Genomic DNA, 21,341 nt, shown 5'->3' on the forward strand with positions numbered 1-21,341 from the left:
GTCCTTCCCCCATCATTCTACACGGGGGCGCGGGGAATTGCAATCCTCATTTTTCCATGCTATACTAAAGTTCACAACATCTAAACGCCCAGTCTTCCCTGGAGGTGACCGAGATGAAACAGCGCAAGCTCTTGATGATCGTCAATCCCCGGGCCGGGAAAAGCAAATCCCGGGGCCCGCTGTTTGACGCCGCCGCCGTCCTCTCCCAGGCCGGCTATCTCCTTTCCGTCCACATGACCGCCGCCCCCGGCGACGCCGCCGAGACCGCCCGGCGGGAGGGCGGACGGTACGACCTGGTGGTCGCCGTGGGGGGAGACGGCACGCTGAACGAGGTGGCCTCCGGCCTGGTCCGGCTGCGCAGGCCCCCTCTCCTGGGCTATCTGCCCCAGGGCAGCACCAATGATTTCGCCGCCAGCCTCCGCGTCTCCGGGGACCCGGCGGAGGCCGCCGCCGCCATCGCCCGGAACGTTCCCCGGCAGCTGGACGTGGGCTTCTGGAACGGCAGGAGCTTTCTTTACGTGGCCTCCTTCGGGGCCTTCACCCGCTCCAGCTACGCCGCCCCCCAGGCCGCCAAGAACGCCCTAGGCCACTTCGCCTATATTCTGGAGGGCATGAAGGACCTGAACACCCTCCGCCCCTATCAGCTCCGCGTCACCGCCGGAGAGGAGCGCCTGGACGGGGAATACCTCTTCGGCGCGGTGTGCAACTCCACCTCCATCGGCGGGCTGATGAAGCTGGACCCGGAGCGGGTGGTGCTGGACGACGGGCTGTTTGAAATGCTGCTGGTCCCCAGCCCCAAGACCGCCGCAGACCTTCAGAGCCTGGTCCACGCCCTTTTGAACCAGGAGTACGACAGCCAGGGCCTGATTTTCCGCCACGTCTCCTCCATCCGCCTGGAGACGGAGGAGGACCTGCCCTGGTCCCTGGACGGGGAATACGCCCCCAGCGTCCCGGTGGTGGAGATCGAAAACCGCCGCCAGGGGCTGACCATGCTGCTGTGACCGGGGAGCTGGAGCGGCTGCGCCGCCGCTTTGAGGGACATGTCCCCGGCCTTCTGGGGGCGGCCCGGAGCTATGCCGTCCTCTGTCCCCTGGTGGAGGGGGAAGACGGCCTCGCCCTCCTCTTCGAGGTCCGGGCCCCCCAGCTGCGGCAGGGGGGCGAGGTCTGCTTCCCCGGCGGGCGGATGGAGCCGGGGGAGAGCATTCTGGACTGCGCCCTCCGGGAGACGGAGGAGGAGCTGTCCATCCCCCGGGAGGAGGTCCGGCCCCTGGGCACGCCGGATTTCATTTGCAGCCAGCGGGGCTTTCTTCTCCACCCGGTGCTGGGGCTGGTGTCCCCGGCGGGGCTGGAGGCCCTGCGCCCCTCCCCGGCGGAGGTGGCGGCGGTGTTCACCGTTCCCCTCTCCTTCTTCCGGGAGACGGAGCCGGAGGTCTGGCGCTATGACCTGGTCCCCCGGGTGCCGGAGGACTTCCCCTACGCCGCCGTCGGCATTCCCCGGACCTATCCCTGGAGCCGGGGGCGGACGGAGGTCCCCATCTGGCGCTATCAGGGCCGCGCCGTGTGGGGCATGACGGCCCGTCTGGTGCGGGAAATTCTCCGCTGAATGCGGCAAAAGGAGACGGACTCCCGTCTCCTTTTGCCGCCTCACGCCCCGGCGGAGTCCGCCAGTCCCTCCTCGATTCGCGCGGCGATATAGTTTTCCACCCCGTCATAGGGAATCTCCAGCGCCGTGGCCAGCTCGCCGTAGAGCAGGCGCTCCGCCTGCTTCATATACCGTTCGTCCACCACGCCCAGGCGGCGGTTCTTGGCCGCCGCCCGGCTGCGCTTGCCGTAGATGGCCTTCATCATCTCGATCAGCGCCTGGTGCCCCCCGTCCCGGACGGCGGACTGGTACTGCTGGGCCAGGGCCTGGGTTGTGTTTCCCTGCCAGGCCGCCGCCTGAATGCCGGGCATCTGGTCAATCAGCGCCTCCGCCTCCTCTCGGGAGATCACCGGGCGGACGGGCACCTTTTCGCTGTCCACCGGCGCGTAAATCACCCCGTCCTGCCACAGGGGCTTGAGGAGGTAGTACCGCCGGTTCCGGTCCTCCCCCAAGAGGTTCGGACGGACAATTCCCTCCACCCGGCACACGCCGGTGGAGCCGTAAACCACCAATTCTCCAGGCTGAAACATGCAGGTCCTCCTTTCCTTTCCGCTCCAAATCGCTCTCTTATTTTACCACATTTTGCTGAAAACATGTAAGCGAAATTTTATAGGGAAACCGTTATTTTTTTGTCTCCGCCGGAAAGCGCATTGACAATCATTCCGGATTTCCTTATGATGGAGCTGCCGCCGCTCACTCCGGCGCAGCAAACGAAAAAGGAGTATACACATGAGTTTCGACATCAAAGCCAAAATCGAGGAGCTGGCCGCCCAACTCCAGAAGGACCCTCACCTCCTCCAGAACTTTCAGAAGGACCCCGTGAAGGCCCTGGAAACGCTGCTGGGCGTGGACCTGCCGGACGAGCAGCTTCAGCCCCTGGTCGCCGGCGTAAAGACCAAGCTGGCCGCCGCGGACCTGGGAGACAAGCTTGAGGGGCTGAAAAAGCTTTTCTAAGCCCGCCCCCCGCAGCTGTCAACCTCTCCGCCGCCGGGGCATATACTCTAACACCCCAACAGACCTGGCGGTCCGTCCGCGTTTCAACAAGAAGGAGGAAGCCATGCGCGTCTACACATCCGCCGGCCAGCTCACCGGCCGCACCCCGCTTCTGGAGCTTGTCCGCCTGGAGAAGGCGGAGGGCCTGGAGGCCCGCATCCTCGGTAAGCTGGAGTACCTGAACCCCTCCGGCAGCGTGAAGGACCGGGTGGCCTGGGCCATGATCGGCCAAGCCGAGGCCCAGGGCCTGCTGCGTCCCGGCGGCGTCATCATCGAGCCCACCTCCGGCAGCACCGGGGCCGGGCTGGCCTCTGTGGCCGCCGCCAGGGGCTATCGGGCCATCATCGTCATGCCGGACACCATGAGTCTGGAGCGCCGCCGCATCATCCTGGCCTATGGCGCGGAGCTGGTGCTGACGGAGGGGGCCCTGGGCATGGCGGGGTCCATCGCCAAGGCGGAGGCCCTGGCCCGGGAGATTCCCGGCAGCTTCATCCCCAGCCAGTTTTCCAACCCCGCCAACCCCGCCGCCCACCGGGAGACCACCGGCCCGGAAATCTGGGAGGATACCGGCGGACAGGTGGACGTCTTTGTCGCCGGCGTGGGCACCGGCGGCACCATCTCCGGCGTGGGACAGTACCTCAAGAGCCGGAATCCCGCCGTGCGCGTCGCGGCGGTGGAGCCCGCCGCCTCTCCGGTCCTCAGCGGGGGCCCCGCCGGAAGCCACCGGATTCAGGGCATCGGCGCGGGGATGATTCCGCCGGTGCTGGACACGGGAATCTATGACGAGATCATCCCCGTAGAGGACGAGGCCGCCTTCGCCGCCTGCCGCCAGATAGGCCGGATGGAGGGCGTGCTGGTGGGCGTCTCCTCCGGCGCGGCGGTGTGGGCCGCCCTCCGGCTGGCCCGGCGGCCGGAGAACCGGGGAAAGACCATTGTGGCCCTGCTGCCGGACTCCGGGGAACGCTATCTCTCCACCTCCCTGTTTTCCGACGGAGACCCCCTGTGAGATTCGCACAATTTTCTCCCGTGAAATCATGCACTTTGCAGATTTGTCACAACGGCGCTTGACAGCGCCCCGGTTTCCCTGTATGCTAAGCGACATATACTGGCTTGTATAAGTTCATGATTGGATGAGCGTTTCTACCAACTGCCTTAACAGTTGACTACAAGTTTTCGGGTCCGCCCGGAAACCTGTAGTCTTCTTGTTTCGGCAGTTTTTTTGTTTTCTATGGCTTCCTCTGCCGGCAGCGGAAGACCGTCCCCCGCTCTCCAAGATCGGCACGCCTCATGTGCGCACGTGACGGCTGCTCATGCGCTTATCCTGCCCGTATGACTTCACGCGAAATCCGCGTACATGGGAGGACCGCGCATGAGCAGTCTTTTGATTCAAAACGCCCCGGCCATCGTCACCTGCGACCGGCAGGACACCGTGCTGGAAAATGCCCACATCCTGATTCAAGACGGCGTCATCGCCTACATGGGCCAGGAGCCCCAGACGGCGGACCAGGTGCTGGACGCCTCGGGCTGCATCGTCTATCCCGGCCTGATCAACACCCACCATCATCTCTATCAGACCTTCAGCCGGAACCTGCCCCAGGTGCAGAACATAGAGCTGTTCGACTGGCTGCGGACGCTCTACGAAATCTGGAAGAACCTGGACGCCGAGACCATCTATCACAGCTCCGTCACCGGCATGGGGGAGCTGCTGAAAACCGGCTGCACCACCGTCTTTGACCATCACTACGTCTTTCCCGGCGGCGCCTCCGCCGCCCTGCTGGACGCGCAGTTCGCCGCCGCCAAGGATCTGGGCGTGCGGATGTACGCCTCCCGGGGCAGCATGGATTTGAGCAAGAAGGACGGCGGCCTGCCCCCGGACAGCGTGGTCCAGACGGTGGACGAGATTCTGCGGGACTGCCAGCGGGCGGTGGAGAAATACCACGATCCCTCCTTCAACTCCATGCGCATGGTGGCCCTGGCCCCCTGTTCCCCCTTCAGCGTCACCGGGGAGCTGCTGCGCCAGTCCGCCCTGCTGGCCCGGGACCTGGGCGTCCGGCTCCACACCCACCTCTGTGAGACCAAGGACGAGGAGAACTTCGTCCTGGAGAAATACGGAAAGCGCCCCCTGGCCTATATGGAGGACCTGGGCTGGCTGGGCCGCGACGTCTGGTACGCCCACGGCATCCACTTCAACGACGATGAGCTCAAGCTCCTGGCGGACACGGGCACCGGCGTGGCCCACTGTCCCATCTCCAACATGAAGCTCTCCTCCGGCGTCTGCCGGATTCCCGACATGCTGGCCCTGGGAGTTTCCGTGGGCCTTGCCGTGGACGGCAGCGCCAGCAACGACGGGTCCAGCCTGCTGGAGGAACTGCGGACCGCCTTCCTGCTTCACAGGCTCTGCTCCAGCGAGCGGGCCCCCAGCGGATACGACTGCCTGAAAATCGCCACCCAGGGCAGCGCCCGGGTGCTGGGACGGGAGGACATCGGCAGTCTGGAGACGGGCAAGGCCGGGGACCTCTTTATGATCCGCCGGAACCGGCTGGAGCTGGTGGGGGCGGACCTGGATGTAAAGTCCATGCTGGGCACCGTGGGCTTCAAGGGCGCGGTGGACTGCACCGTGGTCAACGGCCGCGTCGTGGTCCGGGACGGCCGCCTTACCGGCGTGGACGAGGAGAAGGCGGTCCGGGAGGCCCGGGCCTGTGTCCAAGCGTATTTAAACCGCTGAGTGCATGTTAAAAATCACTCCGCGGAACCTGCCTTCCGCGGAGCTACGGGAGGAAAACCGCATGAACGCTGATCGAAAAAACACCCGCGAACAGGACCGGAACATGGTCTATGAACTGGACGGCCGCCCCAGCCTTTCCACCGCCGTCCCCCTGGGTCGCCAGCACGTGCTGGCGATGTTCACCTCGAATCTGGCTCCCATTCTCATCATCGCCGGGGTCTGCGGACTCTCCGGCGCGGACACGGTGACCATGGTTCAATGCGCCATGTTCGTCTCGGGCCTCACCACCTTCATCCAGCTCTATCCCCTGCGGCTGGGGAGCCGCTATCAGGTGGGGGCGCGGCTTCCCATCGTCATGGGCACCTCCTTCACCTTCGTGCCCACCGCTTCCGCCGTGGGTGCGGCGGGGGGCATCGGGGCCATGACCCGGGTGGTGAACCGCTGGTGCATCGCCACCGGGGCCTTCATCCTGATGATCTCCGGCTTCTTCCCCAAGCTGGGGGTGCTTTTCTCCGCCATTCCCAACGCCGTGCTGGGCGGCGCCATCATCACGGTCTTCGGAATGATCCTCATCAACGGCATCAAGATGATCGCCAAGGCGGGCTTCAGCGAGCGGAACATCCTGGTCATGGGCCTGACCTTTGTCTTCGGCATCGGCGTGCCCGCCCACCCGGACGCCGTAGCCCAGCTCCCCGGCTTCATCCGCTTCATTTTCAACGACGCCGTCACCGCCACCTGTATCATGGCCATTCTGGCCAACCTGCTGTTCCCCCTGCGGGACCAGGCGGATATTGAGCTGGCCAAAGAGGCCATGCGGGGATAAACGTCCCCCCTCGGGACGGCGCGGATGCTCTCCTTTGTCCGGCGGGCCCGCCCTTGCAGAAAGACCGCGGACCGGAAGACCCGCCGGGGCGGATGGCCGCCTCTCCCCCGCAGGACCGCCGAAAGGGCCGGAGAAACGTTGTTTCTCCGGCCCTTTCGCAGTACGATGACCGCCGCCGGCGCTCACAGTCCCGCCGCGCCGTTCCTCCTATTCCATATACGGCTTCAGCAAGGTCCGCAGGAAGAAATTCCCAAGCAGGCAGGGAAGGGAAAACCCCAGCAGAAGCAGATACAGTCCGCTCAACGGGAACAGCAGCACCGCCAGCAGCGGCAAGCCGTAGCAGCAAAGCGCCGCCGGTATGGACCGCAGCGGCCTTGCCACCCCCAGCACCAGCGCCAGCCCCACGGCCTCCTTCCCCTTTTTCCCGCTGTCCAGCAGGCCATACAGATACCCGGAGGACAGCAGCGTCATCAAAAAGACGGTGGAGCACACCAGGAAGGGAAGAAAGAACAGCAGGTTTAACGCCGCGCGGCTCAGATAGAACCACATCCCGCACCCCGCCAAGCCCAGCGGCGCCGCCGTCAGCAAAAACGCCAGATACCCCCGCTTCCAGTCCCGCCGGAACGCCTCCCAGTACTCCCGGAGGCATTTCACCGGCTGATCCCGCACCACCCGGAGCATCACGCGGTTCATGGCATAGAGACTGAGGGGAATGGTAACAACGGGGATGCAGCCCAGCAGAAACAGGAGGTTTGCCTTCAGCAGGGCGCCGCACTGGCCGCTCACAAGCTCCAGGACCCGGGCAAAGCCGGTCTTCCCGGGGGCTTCCCCGCCGTCCTCGACCTCCGGCGGCATAAGATCGCTATCGTCGCTTTGAAAAAACATGACCTGCCCCTCCTCTGCCCCCGCGTGCGGCGGAGAAATTTATTGAGAAACAGAATATCACACTTTTTTCACCAATTCAAGAGCATGCCGCCTTTTTTCGCGCCGATGTTATTCCGGTATATTTTTATCCCTAAATCCAATGGAATTTACTGGATGAAAGAAGACGCATCCCGTTCTATCGGGAATTTTTATGTGCAATATATACAAAAATTAGCCCTGCTTTTTCGCCATTACACTGGTTTTAATCCCAAACATAGCAAAATGTGGCGCAACCTCTCCAAAAGGGATATTTTGCAACATCGCGAAATATTTTGCGCACAAAGCGGCATTTACAAATTTCACTTTTCCGTATTATGATAAACAAAACCGCGTTCCATCTCCCCGGGGCTGTGCGGCGCGGAAAACGGAAAAGGAGTGGAGTTATGAAAAGGATCCCCCGTATGACGGCGGCCGCGTTGGTCCTGACGCTGCTGCTGTCGCTGGCCGGGTGCAGCTCTTCCGACGGCAAAACTCACCTGACCTTCCAAATCTGGGATGCGGCCCAGCAGCCGGGCATGGAGGCCATGTGTGCGGCCTACACCGCCCAGCATCCGGATGTAGTCATCGACGTGCAGGTGGTCAGCTGGAGCGAGTATTGGACCAAGCTGGAAGCCGCCGCCGAAAGCAACACCCTGCCCGACATCTTTTGGATGCACACCAACCAGCTGCTGTATTACGCGGACTTCGGCATGCTGGCCGACGTGACGAACCTCTATAACGACGTGGAGAGCGGCTATTATCAAAACCACTTCTCCGAGATTTCCCTGAACAACGTCAGCGGTTCCGACGGCCGTTACTACGGCGTGCCCAAGGACAAGGACAACAACGTCCTGGTGTATAATAAGGAGATGTTCGACGCCGCCGGGGTGGCCTATCCCGACGACGGATGGACCTGGGACGACATGACGGAGGCCTCCCAGAAAATCTACGACGCCACCGGCAACTATGGCTATCTCGCTTATCTGGACGACCAGCTGGGCTATTGGTCCTACGTCTACCAGAACGGCGGCTACATTCTCAATGCCGGCAAGACCGCTTCCGGCTTTAACCAGCCCGGCGGCAAGGAGGCCATGGAGTTTTACATCGGCATGCAGCAGGAGGAGTGGTGTCCTGACCAGACCTTCTTCACCCAGAACGGCGCGGGCGCTACCTTCTGGTCCGAGAAGGGCGCCATGTTCATGGAGGGAAGCTGGAGTTTGCTGGGCGCCATCGAAAACAATCCCCAGATGGACGGCAAATGGGACATTGCCAAACTGCCCAAGGCTCCCAACCCGGTCCACACGGACGAGAGTCTGGACCACGACGGCCGGGCCTGCATGTCCAACGGCCTCTGCTATTCCACCGGCGCTCACGGCAAGCACCTGGACATCGCCCTGGACGTAATCAAGTTTTTCGGCACCGAAGAGGCCCAGATCATTCAAGGCGAATCCGGCGCGGCGATCCCCGCCTACATAGGCACCGAAGAAAGCTGGCGGGCCGCCTGGGACAAATTTGATTACAAGATCAACATTGACTGCATTTTCGACCAGTTTGAGTACGCCATCCAGGTCCCCTATAACTCTGCCAGCCCCCGCTGGAAGAGCCAGGTCCTGGACGTGCTGAACCAGGTTTACGCAGGCAATCAGGATATCGGCGCCGGCTTGGAGCAAATCGAGAACATCGTGAATACCGAAACCGCCAGAAAATTGGCCAGTAATTGAGAGGAGGGTATGCTGTGAAAAAACCAAGACTGTCTGCCGCTGAACGGCGGGAGGAAAACTGGGGCTGGATCATGGTAGCTCCCACCATCATCGGCCTATTTGTGCTGAACATCTGGCCCTTCATCCAGACCATTTACACCAGCTTCTGCGAGCATCTGGGCTTCGGCAAATACAAATTCATCGGCGTCCAGAACTACATCGACATGTTCAGCAGCGCCGAATTTTGGAAAGCCACCTGGAACACCGTTTGGTTCTGTATCCTGACCGTTCCTGTGGGCATGATGCTGGCCCTGTTCGTGGCTATGCTTCTGAACACCAAGGTCAAGTTCAAGGGCGGCTTCCGCACCATCTTCTTCCTGCCTCTGGTGTGCGCCCCCGCCGCCGTGGCCATGGTGTGGCAGTGGATTTTCAACGGTCAGTACGGCATCCTCAATCAGATTCTGGGGACCAACATCCAGTGGATTACCAACCCCAAAACCGCTGTGCTGGCCGTGGCCATCGTCTCCGTGTGGAGCAGCGTGGGCTATGACGCCGTTTTGCTGCTGGCGGGTCTTCAGAACATTCCCAAGACCCTGTACGAGGCCAACAGCATCGACGGCGCGGGCAAGATCCGTCAGTTTTTCACCATCACCCTGCCCATGATCTCCCCTTCCCTGTTCTCCGTGCTTATTATGCGGCTCATGGCCTCCATGAAGGTGTACGACCTGATTTACATGATGTCGGACGAGACCAACCCGGCCATGGCCGACATGCAGAGCCTGATGTACCTGTTCTACCGTTCGTCTTTCGTGACGGGCGACCGCGGCTATGGCTCCGCCATCGTCATCTGGACCGTCGGCCTGATCCTCCTTGTGACCCTGATTCAGTTCTGGGGCCAGAAGAAGTGGGTCACTTACGATATTTAAGGAGGGGCTGCAATGAAAAGTTCCAAGACCAGCAAATACCTTTCGTACCTGTTTTTGATTCTGGGCTCTGTCATCATGATTTTCCCCTTCCTTTGGATGTTCCTCACCAGCTTCAAGACGGTTCCGGAGAGCATGAGCATCCCCGCCACCATCTTCCCCTCCGCCTTCCGGCTGGACAAATATAAGGAAGTTCTCTCCAAGCTGCCCTTCGTCAGGCTGTACTGGAACACCATTCTGCTGGTGTTCTTCCGGGTGATCTGCGCCATCGCCTTCAGCTCCATGGCGGGCTACGCCTTCGCCAAGCTGAAATTCCGGGGCAAGAACATCCTGTTCACCATTGTGCTGATGCAGATGTCCCTGCCCAGCCAGATTTTCCTGATTCCCCAGTACCAGATGGTGGCAAAGATGGGCATGGCCAACACCATTTTCGCCCTGGTCTTCCCCGGCCTGGTCAGCGCCTTCGGCGTGTTCTTCCTGCGCCAGACCTACATGAGCATTCCGGAGGAGGTGGGCGAAGCCGCCTATCTGGACGGCTGCAACCAGTGGCAGACCTTCTACAAGGTCATGTTCCCCCTGACGGGCACCTCCGTGGCCGCCCTGACCATCTTCACCGCCGTCTTCGCTTACGGCGACCTGATGTGGCCCCAGATCGTCAACAACGACGTCACGAAATTTACCCTCTCCGCCGGCCTTGCCACTCTGCGGGGCATGAACACCACCGACTTCCCCATGCTCATGGCCGGCTCCCTGCTGGCGATGCTGCCCATGATTATCCTGTATCTCATCTTCCAGCGCCAGTTTGTGGAAGGCATTGCCGGTACCGGCGGAAAGTAATCCTGCCGTTTTCCAGTTCTCGCTTCGACAGCCCCGGCGACAATTCTGCCCGCCGGGGCTGTCACCTGCTGTAAAATCCCAGCGAACCCAAATTTTTCGGCGGTAAGCATTGCGAACCGGGAGAAAATCCGTTAAGATGAGCCTTGCTCCACTTTATCATTCCTTAAGGAGGAATTCCTTATGATCCTTTACGATGAACAAACCAGGACCTATACCCTGCACACCAAAAGCACCACCTACCAGATGAAGGTGTGGGATTACAACGTGCTGCTCCACGCCTACTACGGTCCCCGGCTGTCAGACGGCGACCTGTCCTTCCTACTGCGCCGCAAGGACCGCGGCTTCTCCCCCAACCCCAATGAAGCGGGCGGCAGCCGCACCTTCTCGCTGGATACCTTCCCCCAGGAGTACTCCACCTGCGGCGTGGGGGACTACCGTCTGCCCTCCATCGAGCTGGAGCTGCCCAACGGCAGCCACACTGCGGATCTTCGCTATGTGGGCGGCGAGGTGCGCCGGGGCAAATACCGTCTGGAGGGCCTGCCCGCTTTTCACGGCGGGGAGGAGGAGTGGGAAACCCTCTCCGTAATCCTGCGGGACGACGCCGCGCAGGTGGAAGTAGAACTCCTCTACGGCGTGCTGGAGCAATGCGATCTCATCACCCGGACCGTCCGGGTGAAAAACACGGGCAGGGAAACCGTGCGCCTGTGCCGGTGCGCCTCCTTGTGCCTGGACTTCATCCGCTCCGACCTGGACCTCATCACCTTCAACGGCGCCCACGTGATGGAGCGCTGCCCCAGCCGCGCCACTCTGCGCCCCGGCGTCCAGAGCGTGGACAGCGTCCGGGGCGCCTCCAGCCACCAGCACAACCCCTTTGTCATCCTCTGTGACCGGGACGCCGGGGAGGACTACGGCCTGTGTTACGGCGCCATGCTGCTCTACAGCGGCAACTTCCAGGCGGCGGCGGAGACCGACCAGTTTGAGAACGCCCGCCTGGTGATGGGAATCCATCCCTACCACTTCGCCTGGACCCTGGAACCCGGCGCGAGCTTTACCGCGCCGGAGGCGGCGATGGTGTGTTCCCCCTGCGGCTTCGGGCAGATGAGCCGCAGGTTCCACCAGGCGATCCGGAACCATCTGATCCGCGACCCCTGGGCCGGACGCCGCAAGCCGGTGCTCATCAACCACTGGGAAGCTACGGAGATGCGCTTCACCGCCGGCAGGCTGTTGGAGATCGCCCAGGACGCCCCGGAGCTGGGGCTGGAGCTGTTCGTCATGGACGACGGCTGGTTTGGCGCGCGAAATGACGACAACGCCGGCCTGGGCGACTGGTATGTCAACGAGGAAAAGCTCCCCGGCGGTCTGGAGGCCTTGGCAAAGCGCATCCAGGAGCTGCACATGGCCTTCGGCATCTGGATCGAGCCGGAGATGGTCAACGAGGACAGCGCCCTCTACCGCGCCCATCCCGACTGGGTATTGAATGTGCCGGGGCGCAGACCCTCCCGGGGCCGGGCGCAGCTGGTTCTGGACTTCTCCCGCCAGGATGTGCGGGACCATATCTACGGCCAGATCAAGAACGTACTCTCCAGCGCGGACATTTCCTATGTGAAATGGGACATGAACCGCAGTCTCACCGAGGTCTGGTCCGCCGCCCTGCCCGCGGACCGGCAGGGGGAGGTCTACCATCGCTATGTCCTTGGCGTATATGATTTCGCGGAGCGCCTGCGCCGGGATTTCCCCCACATCCTCATCGAAGGGTGCTGCGGCGGCGGCGGACGGTTTGACGGCGGAATGCTCTACTATACCCCTCAGATCTGGTGCAGCGACAACACCGACGCGATGGACCGCCTGCGCATCCAGTACGGCACCTCCTTCTGCTATCCCGTCTCCGCCATGGGGGCCCACGTCTCCGCCGTGCCCAACGGTACCACCGGCCGCGTCACGCCGATGGAGACCCGGGGCGTAGCGGCGATGCACGGTACCTTCGGCTATGAGATGGACCTGAGCAAATGCACGCCGGAGGAAAAGGAGACCGTCCGGCGGCAGACGGCATATTTCAAGGAGCACTATGAATTGATTCAGGCGGGGGACTACTACCGCCTCAGCGACCCCTTCCGGAACGGCCCCTACACCGCCTGGGAGCATGTCTCCCCCGACCGGCGGGAGGCCCTGGTCAGCCTGGTCACCGGCCCCTTCCGGGGCGCGCCCCCCTTCCTCACCCTGCGCATTAAGGGTCTGGACCCGGCGCTGCGCTATCGGATCAACGGCGAGGGAAGCTGGCATGGCGACGTGCTGATGCAGGCGGGCTGGCCCCTGCCGGTCCTTTCGGGGGACTACCAGGCCCTTCAGCTCTATCTGGAGGCGGAATGAGCGCCGGCCATTACAGGCGGTAAAAGCCGCCGCTTTTACCGCCTGTACCCGTCAATGCTTTCCCTGTATTTTGTTTTGCGCGCGCCACTCCCGGGGCGATACGCCGTAGCGCTGCTTGAACGCCCTGGAAAAGTGGAGCTGATTGGGATACCCGCAGGAGGCGGAGATGTCCCCGATGGACACCGTGGACTGTTTCATCAGCTCCGCCGCCTTGGTCAGCCGCAGGCGGATGAGAAATTCCTGAGGCGGACACCCCTTTTTCTCTTTGAACAGCTTGCTGAAATAGCTGCGGTTCAGCTGGCACGCGCCGGCGATTTCCTCCACCGTCAGCTCCCGCTGATAGTTCAGCTCCATGTAGCTGACGGCCTCCTGGATATAAAAGTCCCGGAGCTGCGTCTCCCGGGGCTCCCGCCGGGCGGAGGAGGTCTGGATCAGCGCGTCCAGAAAAAGGCACAGATGGCCGATCAGATGGAGCGGCGAGGCTTTGGCGTGGTCGGTCATATAGAGCATGATATCCCGAACCCGCTCCGCCTGCCCAGCCGTCTTGGGCTGGTAGACCGGATGCGCGGCGCTCAGGCCCGCCTCGTTCAGATATTCCGCCACCCGCAGTCCATCAAACTCCAGCCAGACATATTTCCATGGCTGGAGCTGGTCCGCGCTATAGGTGTTGATTTGCCCGGGAGTGATGAGAAAGCCCTGACCGGCCTCCAGGTCATAGCGCTGGGTGACCCCCTTCTTCGCGTTGGCCTCCAGGAAGCCCTGACCCGAGATGATATAGTGGAACAGGTAATGATTGCGGACAAAGGGCCCGAAGGAGTGAAGCGGTTTGCACTGCTCCCGGCCGCATTGAAACAAGCGGAAGTCCAGCAGTTCCTCGTTGGGAAACACAGAGAAGGAAAAATCATCCACGCCGCGTCATCTCCTTATCTTGGTCTGGATGCGGCAGGTATTTGCCCGCATCCGGCAGGGGACCTTTCGTGATGCGATCAAATCATATCATAATCCCGCCTTTAAATCAACCAAATTGCTCCAACCCTGCGGATTTGGCACAGAAACGCCCCACATTCTTGAAACGCGGAAAACCGGCGGAAAGACTTCCGTCCATTCGGTGAAAGGAGAACCATAACCATGGACCACTCGGCGATCAAACAGGCGGCCTCCGCGCTGCCGCAATGGGCCCCTCCGGTCCTGGAGGGGGAGATTCCCCACGGCGACATGCCGGGGGATAAGGTAGAGATCAACCAAGAGCACATTGACAAGGCGAATACCATCTTTCCTCTGCTGCTCCCCATGGCTGCCGAGGCCGCAGAGCGGACGGGCCGGGCCGTCATTGCCGTGTGCGGCGGCTCCGGCGTGGGCAAATCGGAGACCGCAAGTCTGCTCAGCTGCTATTTCCGCCGTGCCGGCGTGGGCGCGTACACCCTGTCCGGCGACAACTATCCGAAAAGAATCCCCATGTACAACGACGCGGAGCGAATCCGGATCTTCCGCACAGGCGGCATGCAGGGGATGCTGGAGGCCGGCGTTTACACGGAAGCTGCGGGCACGGAGCTGCGCCGCCTGTGGGCGGCGGAAACCGACGCCGACCCAAAGGAGGCCGCCGGGAGAGACTGGCTGCGAATCTACCAGGCGGAAGGGCGGAAGGCCCTGAGCGGGTATTTGGGGACCCCCCATGAGCAGGATTATGACGAGCTTAACGCCATCATCGCCAAATTCAAGGCGGGCAGCGGCTCCCTGTTTCTCAAGCGCATGGGCCGCACCGAGGACGAGCGGTGGTATGAGCCGGTTGACCTCTCCCGGACCCATGTGCTGGTCATTGAATGGACCCATGGCAACAGTGATTTTCTCCACGGTGTGGACGTCCCTGTCCTGCTCAACAGCACGCCGGAGGAAACCCGCATCCACCGCCGGTCCCGCGCCCGGGACGGAAAGACCGATTCCGCCTTTACCACCATGGTGCTGGAGATCGAACAGGCAGAGCTGGACCGCTGCGCCCACAAGGCCAAAATCATCATTTCCAAAAGCGGTCAGGTGCTTCGCTTCAGCCAGTACCGCCGTCTCATGGAGCAGGAGGGATAACGCATGGCAAAGCACAATTGGGGCGTTATGCTCAACGCCTATCCCGACAGTGTGGGCAGCCGCCTGAGCGGTCTGGCCGCCATGCTGGAGCGGGAAGAGCTGCGGAACGCGTTTGCCTCTCTCTACATTCTGCCCAGCCTGTACCACTCCGATTTGGATCGCGGCTTCTGCGTGGTGGACTATGACCTGAACGAGGAGCTGGCGTCGAAGGACGATCTGGACCGCCTGCGGAAACTGGGCGTCGACCTGAAGCTGGATTTCGTGCTGAACCATGCCTCCGTTATGTCGCCGCAGTTCCAGGACCTTCTGGCAAAGGGGGACCAGTCCGAATATCGGGACTTTTTCATCGACTGGAACAAGTTCTGGGAGGGCTGCGGGGCGATGACCGGCAGCGGCTATATTCAGCCTGACCCCCAGTATGTCGAGGAGATGTTCTTCCGCAAGCCGGGGCTTCCCATCCTGATGGTGCAGTTCCCCGACGGCCGGGAGGTTCCCTACTGGAACACCTTCTATCAGAAGGTGTGGGACGAGGGCGGAACGCGCAGGTATCTGGGCCAGATGGACTTGAACATCCGCTCGCCCAAGGTCTGGGACTTCTATGACCAGACGCTTGCAAAGCTGGCCTCCTACGGCGCAAGGATCGTTCGTCTGGACGCCTTCGCCTACGCGCCCAAGACGCCTGGCAAGAAGAACTTTATGAACGAGCCGGAGACCTGGGAGGTGCTGGAGCGGGTCCGGCAGCTGGCGGACCGCTATGATCTGACGCTGCTGCCGGAGATTCACGCCAGCTACGGCGAGGGCGTGTATAAGGTCATTGCCGCGAAAGGCTATACCACATATGACTTCTTTTTGCCCGGCCTCCTGATTGACGCCCTGGAGCATCATACCGGCGAATACCTGGCCCGCTGGGCAATGGAGCTGGTGGACGACCGGATTTCCACTGTGAATATGCTGGGCTGCCACGACGGAATTCCCCTGCTGGACCTGAAGGGTCTGCTGCCTGACGGGCGGATTCAGGGTCTGATTGATACGCTGGTCGCCCGGGGCGGCTATGTAAAAAACCTGCACGGCGCCAAAAACATGTACTATCAGGTCAACGCCACCTACTACAGCGCGCTGGGAGAGGATGCGCGAAAGATGCTGCTGGCGCGCGCGGTACAGCTGTTCATGCCCGGCAAACCCCAGGTGTGGTATCTTGACCTCTTTGCGGGAAAAAACGATTATGCCGCCATGGAACAGGCCGGCAAGGACGGGCACAAGGAAATCAACCGCACCAACCTTACCGCCGCCGTCATAGAGGAACGGCTGGGGCTGGATGTGGTGCAAAAGCAGTTGGAGCTCATCAAGACGCGGAACCGTTTTGATGTGTTTTCTCCGGATGCCGTCATCACCGCCGCAGCAACGGGCACGCAGCTGGAGATGCAGTGGACCGCAGAAGATGAAACCGCAATCCTTGAGGCCGACTTTGCGGACTGCTCCTTCCGCATCACGATTCGGAATAGCCATGATGGTGGCGTAAAGTTTTCGTTCTCACAGCCAGGCTCCCCGGCTCAGCCGGAGGGTTGAGCAAATCATCCCTCTTTGCCAAAACACCCCTGTCCCCATATGCTGGCATTTGCATTGCCAGCGGACCTCTTGGACATTTTGATACGGCGGTTACACTCTGAATGTATGCCCACGCCAACGAAGACCGTATTCGCCGGTTCGGTCACGCGGGACGCCCTCTCAAAGCGCAGACTCAATAGACGGGAAAGGCTGATTGCAGCATAGCCAGGGAAAGCCCAGGAAGTTTTGAGGGTATATATAAGAACTTCTCCCCTATCTAAAATGCCGGGAAAGCCCGAAAATACGGGCTATACCGACATATAAGAACTTCTAAAGAGATAATCTATAGCAAGCCTCAAAAATAATGACAGCAAAGGAGGTGAATCCAGGCGGTACAGCGCAAGGATGACGACGCAGGCGGGCTGACGCCCGTCAAGGAGGAAGACGCGGTGATGTGCTGCCTGGATCTGCCGAACTGCTGTCAGTATTTCTGAGGATTGCTATAAATTCACCCATAATTTCCCGCCGGAAAATGAGCGAGCAGAGCGGCCCAGGATGGCCTATAAGAGCGGTCTGACGGTTTTGGAGTATAGAGAGAAGGATAAAACGCCGTGTAGCGGTTTCCAGAGGACAAAGAGAGGCCAGGGCACACGCCCCGGCCTCTCGGTTTGTTCTTTGCTGAGCTGAATCCTATTCCTGCGGGAATACATCTCCCAAGTCGATGACGCACCCCTCCAGCACACGGACGCCCAGGCGGTCCGACCCGCTGCTGGCCGCAGCGACATACTGACCATTTTGGAGGATGAAGGATTGGACCACCCGGCTTTCAGGATCAACAAGCCAGTATTCCCGGACGCCCGCTCGCCGATACAGGTTGAACTTGGTTACCCGGTCATGGCTCTGCGTGGATGGGGACAGCACCTCTACAATGAGGTCGGGAGCTCCTTTAATCCCCTGATCGTCCACCTTGGAGACATCACAGACCACCATCACGTCCGGCTCCACCACGGTATCAACATCGTCAGGCTGATCCCCGTCCCGCTCGAACAGACGCACATCGAAGGGAGCAATGTAGGCTCTGCACTTCTTACCCCGAAGGTAGTTGCGCAGCTGGGCATAAATCTCTCCCACGGCCTCTTGGTGTGCCTTGGACGGCTCGGACATCATGCGGATATGGCCCTCGATCAATTCCTCCCTGTCCTCCTCGGTCCCGGCCAGGAAGTCAGCATAGGTATAGCGGTTCTCTTTCGGCAGCGGCATATAAATCACTCCTCCCCTATTTTACCCCCCGCGCTGGGATGATACCCGGCTCCGGGGCCTCCTCGCCGTCCTCCGGAACATAGGTCATAAAGTCTCCAGGCTGGCAGTGCAGCCGTTTACACAGGGCCTCGATAGTCCGCGCGTCAATCCCGCCCGGGAGCTGTCCCAATAGCTTTTGGCGTGTTGCACTGCCTATAACCTTCTCAGCATTCAGCTTGTATAGCGTGGTTCCATTGGCCTTTAGGACATCGTGCAGTCTGCTGTAATCAATAGGCATCGCCGCCCCTCCCTTCGCTGTTATCGGGTACCCCGGTCCTGCCAGACCATCCTCCCAGTATGGATGTATTATACCGCAGAAGATAGCCTAAAGCAAGCCTAAATTGTGCAAATGGATCGGCAAGCATTTGGCTATATCACTGGCAGATAATAGGCTATTTTTAAGCTATAATGGTTCATGCCAGGAGGTAAGAACACCGGCGAAGATGGACGGGCAACAGCAAGAACATCACATAAGAGCGGGAACGGATTCGGTAAGTCGGTCCTGTGAGGCGCACGAAAAGTGACAAGCAGCCACCCGCCGCCGGTGAGCCTCCGTCAGAGGACCGGGGAAACGCGTTCCCCGAGTAGGCAGGATGCGAAATGGACTCACGCCTCCGACCCCACGCCAAAGCGAAAAGGAGATTGCCGCCAGGCGTCCTGGATTTTCATGAAAGGTGCCGCCAGTATCCCCGCTGCCTTATCACTTCCCCCCCTTTCTGTACCGCAATCGCCTTGATTGCCCCCAAAAAGTAAGGTGAAAGAGCTGAGCGCCAGTATCGGCAGAACCTGTTGCCGCCAAACCAGGTATGACCCTGGGCCAGTGGCTGGATTTCTGGTATCAGACCAACAAGAAACCAAATCTGCGGCCCAACACCCAGATATCATACGGACAGCAAATCTACAGCTACATCATCCCTACACTGGGAGATATCCCGCTGGACAAGCTCACGCAAAATGACCTCCAGCAGTTCTACACCGACCTCAAGCAGAATGGACGCATCAAAAATATTGACCATTATGACAGCGGACTCTCCGGCCAGACGGTGCGGGGGTGCCACACCACACTCCGCTCCGCGCTGGAGATGGCGGTCTCCAAGAAGCTGATCGCCCGCAACTCTGCCGATGGATGCCGGCTTCCTCCCGCCAAGCCCAGGGAGATGCAGGTGCTCACTCCGAACGAGGTTCAGCGGCTACTAATCCAGGCCAGGGAGGATGGCTGCTATGAGCTGCTCCTGCTGGAGATCGCCACCGGCCTGCGTCGAGGCGAGCTTCTGGCTCTCCAGTGGGATGATCTCAATTTCAAGACCCTCTCTGCGGTGATTGGGCATGTGTCCAGCAGCACCACGCTGAACATCTACGCCCATGTCACCGATGAGATGCGCCGTACAGCGGCAATGAAGGTTGACCAGGGCGTCGTCAAATCTGAGGCACAAATGGAGAATCAGCCAGTGCCGCGAAAGCCCGCTCCCAGCGCCTTCCAGCCTTACAAGGGTAAACGTCGCAAGCCAGGCGCCGGATGCGTCACACAGATCAATGACCACCTGTGGGAGGGCCGCTACTCCCCGGTCTGGCCGGATGGAAGAAGCATCCCAGAAATGTTTGCGCCAAGACCAGAGAAGAATGTGAGCGGCTGCCGGCGGAGATGATCCTCCAGATGAAATTGGAGATCGCCGCTGAAAAGGAGCGGCTGAACGCAAGCTAACAAAACGAACGGCTCACCGAACGGAATATCTCTCGGTGAGCCGTTTGTCTCTGTCTGCGGCTTGGTTATGCCAGTCAAATCGTGCGTTCGGTTACGGTAACCTGAGTAATCACATCCCGTAGGCGATCATCGCCAACCATATACTCAAGAACCTCATGGGCAGTATCGCACCACATTCCTGTTTGAGCAAGAACTTCTGCGGAGCCTGCCTGTGCAATTACCATACGCGATTTCTGGCCTGGGGCAGGACATACAGCCCCATAGCAACAATAAGAAATACCCTTCCAGTCAAATTGAATCTCGCTGCCGCATTTCATACTCCACTTGAAGTCGCTGATTGTTTTAAACCGATATGCTTCCGGGTCATATTGCAAATTCATAAAGCGTAGTCCCTCCTGTTCATATCGTTTGATTTCTGGGATATTCCCATCAAAATAGTTAATTGGCGGACTGGGGTCAGGTCTAAAAGCGGGGGATATCCATCGAATAATATGATCGTGAGGATTAGAATGAATTCCGTTTGGAACATGGACGGTCTCGTGCCTGATTAGAACCGCTCGCCCTATGGAATCATATTTCACGGTTGCCCAGTATCCACCTTTTCGCGTTGAAATGAATACTCTTTGAATTGTATTAGCCGGCCCCCAGTAAATTGCGTCATTAGGTTTGCTCGGGTTTGGCCTCCACTGTCCTCCATAGGCACTGCCGCCGCCTTTCAGCGGCACATCTATGAATGGACTGATTGTATCATAGAACGCCTGCGATTGTCCACCAACTTTAAAAGCGTCTAAATCCTCTGCTTTGTATGACCTCTCGTAATTCATATACCGCCAGGAACTGCGGTCATAGTCCACAAACACAACATCGCCCTGCATCTCCGGGAAGGGTGTATTGTAGCAAATTATTTTTTCCGGTTTGATCCGCCGCAGCATCTCGTTGTAACCGGCCATGAACCATTCCTTCTGATCCTGCCGGTTATCATGGGCTGACGCCATATAGGCGGACACAGCAACGGTACTGCCAATCTCGATTCCCTCGAAGCAGAAAGCAAATGTGGATTCATCGCCCCAATTTACAGTAGGGATCACACGGATCCCTTTGGATGCCCAATAAGCGCCGCACCAGCGGTTCCTGAACACGTTGTAAAGCTGCATGACAGGCGCCATTTCAAGATACATACTGAAATCGGGAGAGAGCACCGCCCGGTATCGGGACAGCTTTTCAATGTCGCTGTCCGGATTCTTACAGACTCGCTCAAAACGGTAATCGTACAGAAAGAAGTGAACCATACGGTCAAGGTGGTTCTGGTCCTCCAGGTTGGTCTTATCAAAGCCAATCCGTAGTAAGTCGTCAAAATCTCCCGGCCTTGGTTGAAATTTGGGGATAACGGGAATTTTCAGTTTTCCTTTTCCAGGGAATTGGTTTCGCAGCAGAATTTGGCTGGTGCGGTAGCTGTAGTTTTCTTCTGTCGTGTCAGGGCCTCCAAATCAAAAGTAAGGACTAACATCCTTCTATATGAGGCTCTTATAGAATTGAAAGTTGTACATCAGTGCACAACTACTGACCGTTTTCTGAAGCTGGCCTAACAGTAAAAAGCAGCCCCGCAACGTTTACGCCAAAACCAAAGAGGACTGTGAGCAGCTGCCGGAGGAGATGATCCTCCAGATGAAAGCGGAGATCGCCGCTGAAAAGGAGAGGCTGCGGTTGGAAGAGCAAGCTGGTTGATATGAGCCGAGGGACTCTGGAGCGTAAAATCCAGAGTCCCTCGGTTTTTCTCTGTCTGTGGGCAGATATGTGGTCAGA

Annotated in this window: 20 protein-coding genes and 1 riboswitch; of the genes, 13 read left to right on the top strand and 7 right to left on the bottom strand. The window is 59.9% G+C overall.

The window, feature by feature from the left end; translation table 11 throughout:
* Window positions 1-113 precede the first annotated feature (113 nt).
* Both QZ329_RS04260 and QZ329_RS04265 read left to right on the top strand, forming a co-directional pair.
* Entirely contained in the window at window positions 114-1,001 is an 888-nt protein-coding gene (locus tag QZ329_RS04260) for a diacylglycerol kinase family protein (protein WP_295748633.1), read from the top strand.
* Window positions 998-1,603 (top strand): CoA pyrophosphatase, encoded by a 606-nt coding sequence (locus QZ329_RS04265; RefSeq protein ID WP_295748635.1) that lies wholly within the window; start codon window positions 998-1,000, stop codon window positions 1,601-1,603. Before QZ329_RS04260 ends, QZ329_RS04265 begins: the two co-directional genes overlap by 4 nt.
* 41 nt (window positions 1,604-1,644) lie before the next feature.
* Here the strand turns inward: QZ329_RS04265 and QZ329_RS04270 are convergent, their stop codons facing one another.
* On the bottom strand, window positions 1,645-2,172 hold the full coding sequence (locus QZ329_RS04270; RefSeq protein WP_295748638.1) for a CarD family transcriptional regulator: 528 nt from the start codon (window positions 2,170-2,172) through the stop codon (window positions 1,645-1,647).
* 199 nt (window positions 2,173-2,371) lie between these two features.
* On the opposite strand from QZ329_RS04270, the gene QZ329_RS04275 reads away from it, so the two are divergent.
* The 4 genes from QZ329_RS04275 (at window position 2,372) to QZ329_RS04290 (ending at window position 6,183) form a co-directional block, all read left to right on the top strand.
* Entirely contained in the window at window positions 2,372-2,596 is a 225-nt protein-coding gene (locus QZ329_RS04275; RefSeq protein WP_295748641.1) for a hypothetical protein, read from the top strand.
* Between the two features lie 103 nt (window positions 2,597-2,699).
* Window positions 2,700-3,641 carry a cysteine synthase A gene (cysK, locus tag QZ329_RS04280; RefSeq protein ID WP_295748644.1) on the top strand — a complete coding sequence of 314 codons (942 nt, stop codon included), beginning with the start codon at window positions 2,700-2,702 and terminating at the stop codon, window positions 3,639-3,641.
* Between the two features lie 84 nt (window positions 3,642-3,725).
* Window positions 3,726-3,821, top strand: a riboswitch (purine riboswitch).
* 183 nt (window positions 3,822-4,004) lie between these two features.
* The gene (locus QZ329_RS04285) at window positions 4,005-5,360 is read left to right on the top strand and encodes an 8-oxoguanine deaminase (protein ID WP_295748647.1); all 1,356 of its coding nucleotides are present in this window, start codon (window positions 4,005-4,007) and stop codon (window positions 5,358-5,360) included.
* Between the two features lie 61 nt (window positions 5,361-5,421).
* Window positions 5,422-6,183: a solute carrier family 23 protein gene (locus tag QZ329_RS04290; RefSeq protein WP_295748649.1), complete on the top strand. Its 762-nt coding sequence runs from the start codon at window positions 5,422-5,424 to the stop codon at window positions 6,181-6,183.
* Between the two features lie 207 nt (window positions 6,184-6,390).
* On the opposite strand, the gene QZ329_RS04295 is transcribed toward QZ329_RS04290, so the two are convergent.
* Window positions 6,391-7,068 (bottom strand): YesL family protein, encoded by a 678-nt coding sequence (locus QZ329_RS04295; protein ID WP_295748652.1) that lies wholly within the window; start codon window positions 7,066-7,068, stop codon window positions 6,391-6,393.
* Between the two features lie 422 nt (window positions 7,069-7,490).
* Here QZ329_RS04295 and QZ329_RS04300 point away from each other — a divergent pair, with 422 nt between their 5' ends.
* The 4 genes from QZ329_RS04300 to QZ329_RS04315 all read left to right on the top strand — a co-directional run bounded on the left by QZ329_RS04300 (window position 7,491) and on the right by QZ329_RS04315 (window position 12,913).
* On the top strand, window positions 7,491-8,807 hold the full coding sequence (locus tag QZ329_RS04300) for a sugar ABC transporter substrate-binding protein (protein ID WP_295748655.1): 1,317 nt from the start codon (window positions 7,491-7,493) through the stop codon (window positions 8,805-8,807).
* A 14-nt stretch (window positions 8,808-8,821) separates the two neighbouring features.
* Window positions 8,822-9,712 (top strand): sugar ABC transporter permease, encoded by an 891-nt coding sequence (locus QZ329_RS04305; RefSeq protein ID WP_365351412.1) that lies wholly within the window; start codon window positions 8,822-8,824, stop codon window positions 9,710-9,712.
* 12 nt (window positions 9,713-9,724) lie between these two features.
* On the top strand, window positions 9,725-10,546 hold the full coding sequence (locus QZ329_RS04310) for a carbohydrate ABC transporter permease (protein WP_295748658.1): 822 nt from the start codon (window positions 9,725-9,727) through the stop codon (window positions 10,544-10,546).
* 180 nt (window positions 10,547-10,726) lie between these two features.
* Window positions 10,727-12,913 (top strand): alpha-galactosidase, encoded by a 2,187-nt coding sequence (locus tag QZ329_RS04315; RefSeq protein WP_295748661.1) that lies wholly within the window; start codon window positions 10,727-10,729, stop codon window positions 12,911-12,913.
* Window positions 12,914-12,964: 51 nt separating this feature from the next.
* On the opposite strand, the gene QZ329_RS04320 is transcribed toward QZ329_RS04315, so the two are convergent.
* On the bottom strand, window positions 12,965-13,822 hold the full coding sequence (locus tag QZ329_RS04320) for an AraC family transcriptional regulator (protein WP_295748663.1): 858 nt from the start codon (window positions 13,820-13,822) through the stop codon (window positions 12,965-12,967).
* 219 nt (window positions 13,823-14,041) lie between these two features.
* Here QZ329_RS04320 and QZ329_RS04325 point away from each other — a divergent pair, with 219 nt between their 5' ends.
* Together QZ329_RS04325 and QZ329_RS04330 are read left to right on the top strand one after the other, a co-directional pair.
* Complete coding sequence (locus QZ329_RS04325; protein ID WP_295748666.1) at window positions 14,042-14,992, top strand: adenylylsulfate kinase; 951 nt, start codon at window positions 14,042-14,044, stop codon at window positions 14,990-14,992.
* Window positions 14,993-14,995: 3 nt separating this feature from the next.
* Window positions 14,996-16,558, top strand: a complete 1,563-nt coding sequence (locus QZ329_RS04330; protein ID WP_295748669.1) for an alpha-amylase family glycosyl hydrolase — start codon at window positions 14,996-14,998, stop codon at window positions 16,556-16,558.
* 669 nt (window positions 16,559-17,227) lie between these two features.
* Here QZ329_RS04330 and QZ329_RS04335 read toward each other — a convergent pair.
* Together QZ329_RS04335 and QZ329_RS04340 are read right to left on the bottom strand one after the other, a co-directional pair.
* A complete protein-coding gene (locus tag QZ329_RS04335; protein WP_295748672.1) occupies window positions 17,228-17,797 on the bottom strand; it encodes a Uma2 family endonuclease in 570 nt (189 codons plus the stop codon).
* A 16-nt stretch (window positions 17,798-17,813) separates the two neighbouring features.
* Window positions 17,814-18,074, bottom strand: a complete 261-nt coding sequence (locus tag QZ329_RS04340; RefSeq protein ID WP_295748674.1) for a helix-turn-helix transcriptional regulator — start codon at window positions 18,072-18,074, stop codon at window positions 17,814-17,816.
* Window positions 18,075-18,642: 568 nt separating this feature from the next.
* On the opposite strand from QZ329_RS04340, the gene QZ329_RS04345 reads away from it, so the two are divergent.
* The gene (locus QZ329_RS04345; RefSeq protein WP_295748676.1) at window positions 18,643-19,482 is read left to right on the top strand and encodes a site-specific integrase; all 840 of its coding nucleotides are present in this window, start codon (window positions 18,643-18,645) and stop codon (window positions 19,480-19,482) included.
* A 130-nt stretch (window positions 19,483-19,612) separates the two neighbouring features.
* Here the strand turns inward: QZ329_RS04345 and QZ329_RS04350 are convergent, their stop codons facing one another.
* Both QZ329_RS04350 and QZ329_RS04355 read right to left on the bottom strand, forming a co-directional pair.
* Window positions 19,613-20,974 carry a DUF4417 domain-containing protein gene (locus QZ329_RS04350; protein ID WP_365351417.1) on the bottom strand — a complete coding sequence of 454 codons (1,362 nt, stop codon included), beginning with the start codon at window positions 20,972-20,974 and terminating at the stop codon, window positions 19,613-19,615.
* Window positions 20,975-21,095: 121 nt separating this feature from the next.
* Window positions 21,096-21,341, bottom strand: a 246-nt coding sequence (locus QZ329_RS04355; RefSeq protein ID WP_295748679.1) for a hypothetical protein, incomplete at its 5' end; no start/stop codon positions are given.

Source organism: uncultured Oscillibacter sp. (assembly GCF_910579365.1).
GTDB lineage: Bacteria > Bacillota > Clostridia > Oscillospirales > Oscillospiraceae > Oscillibacter.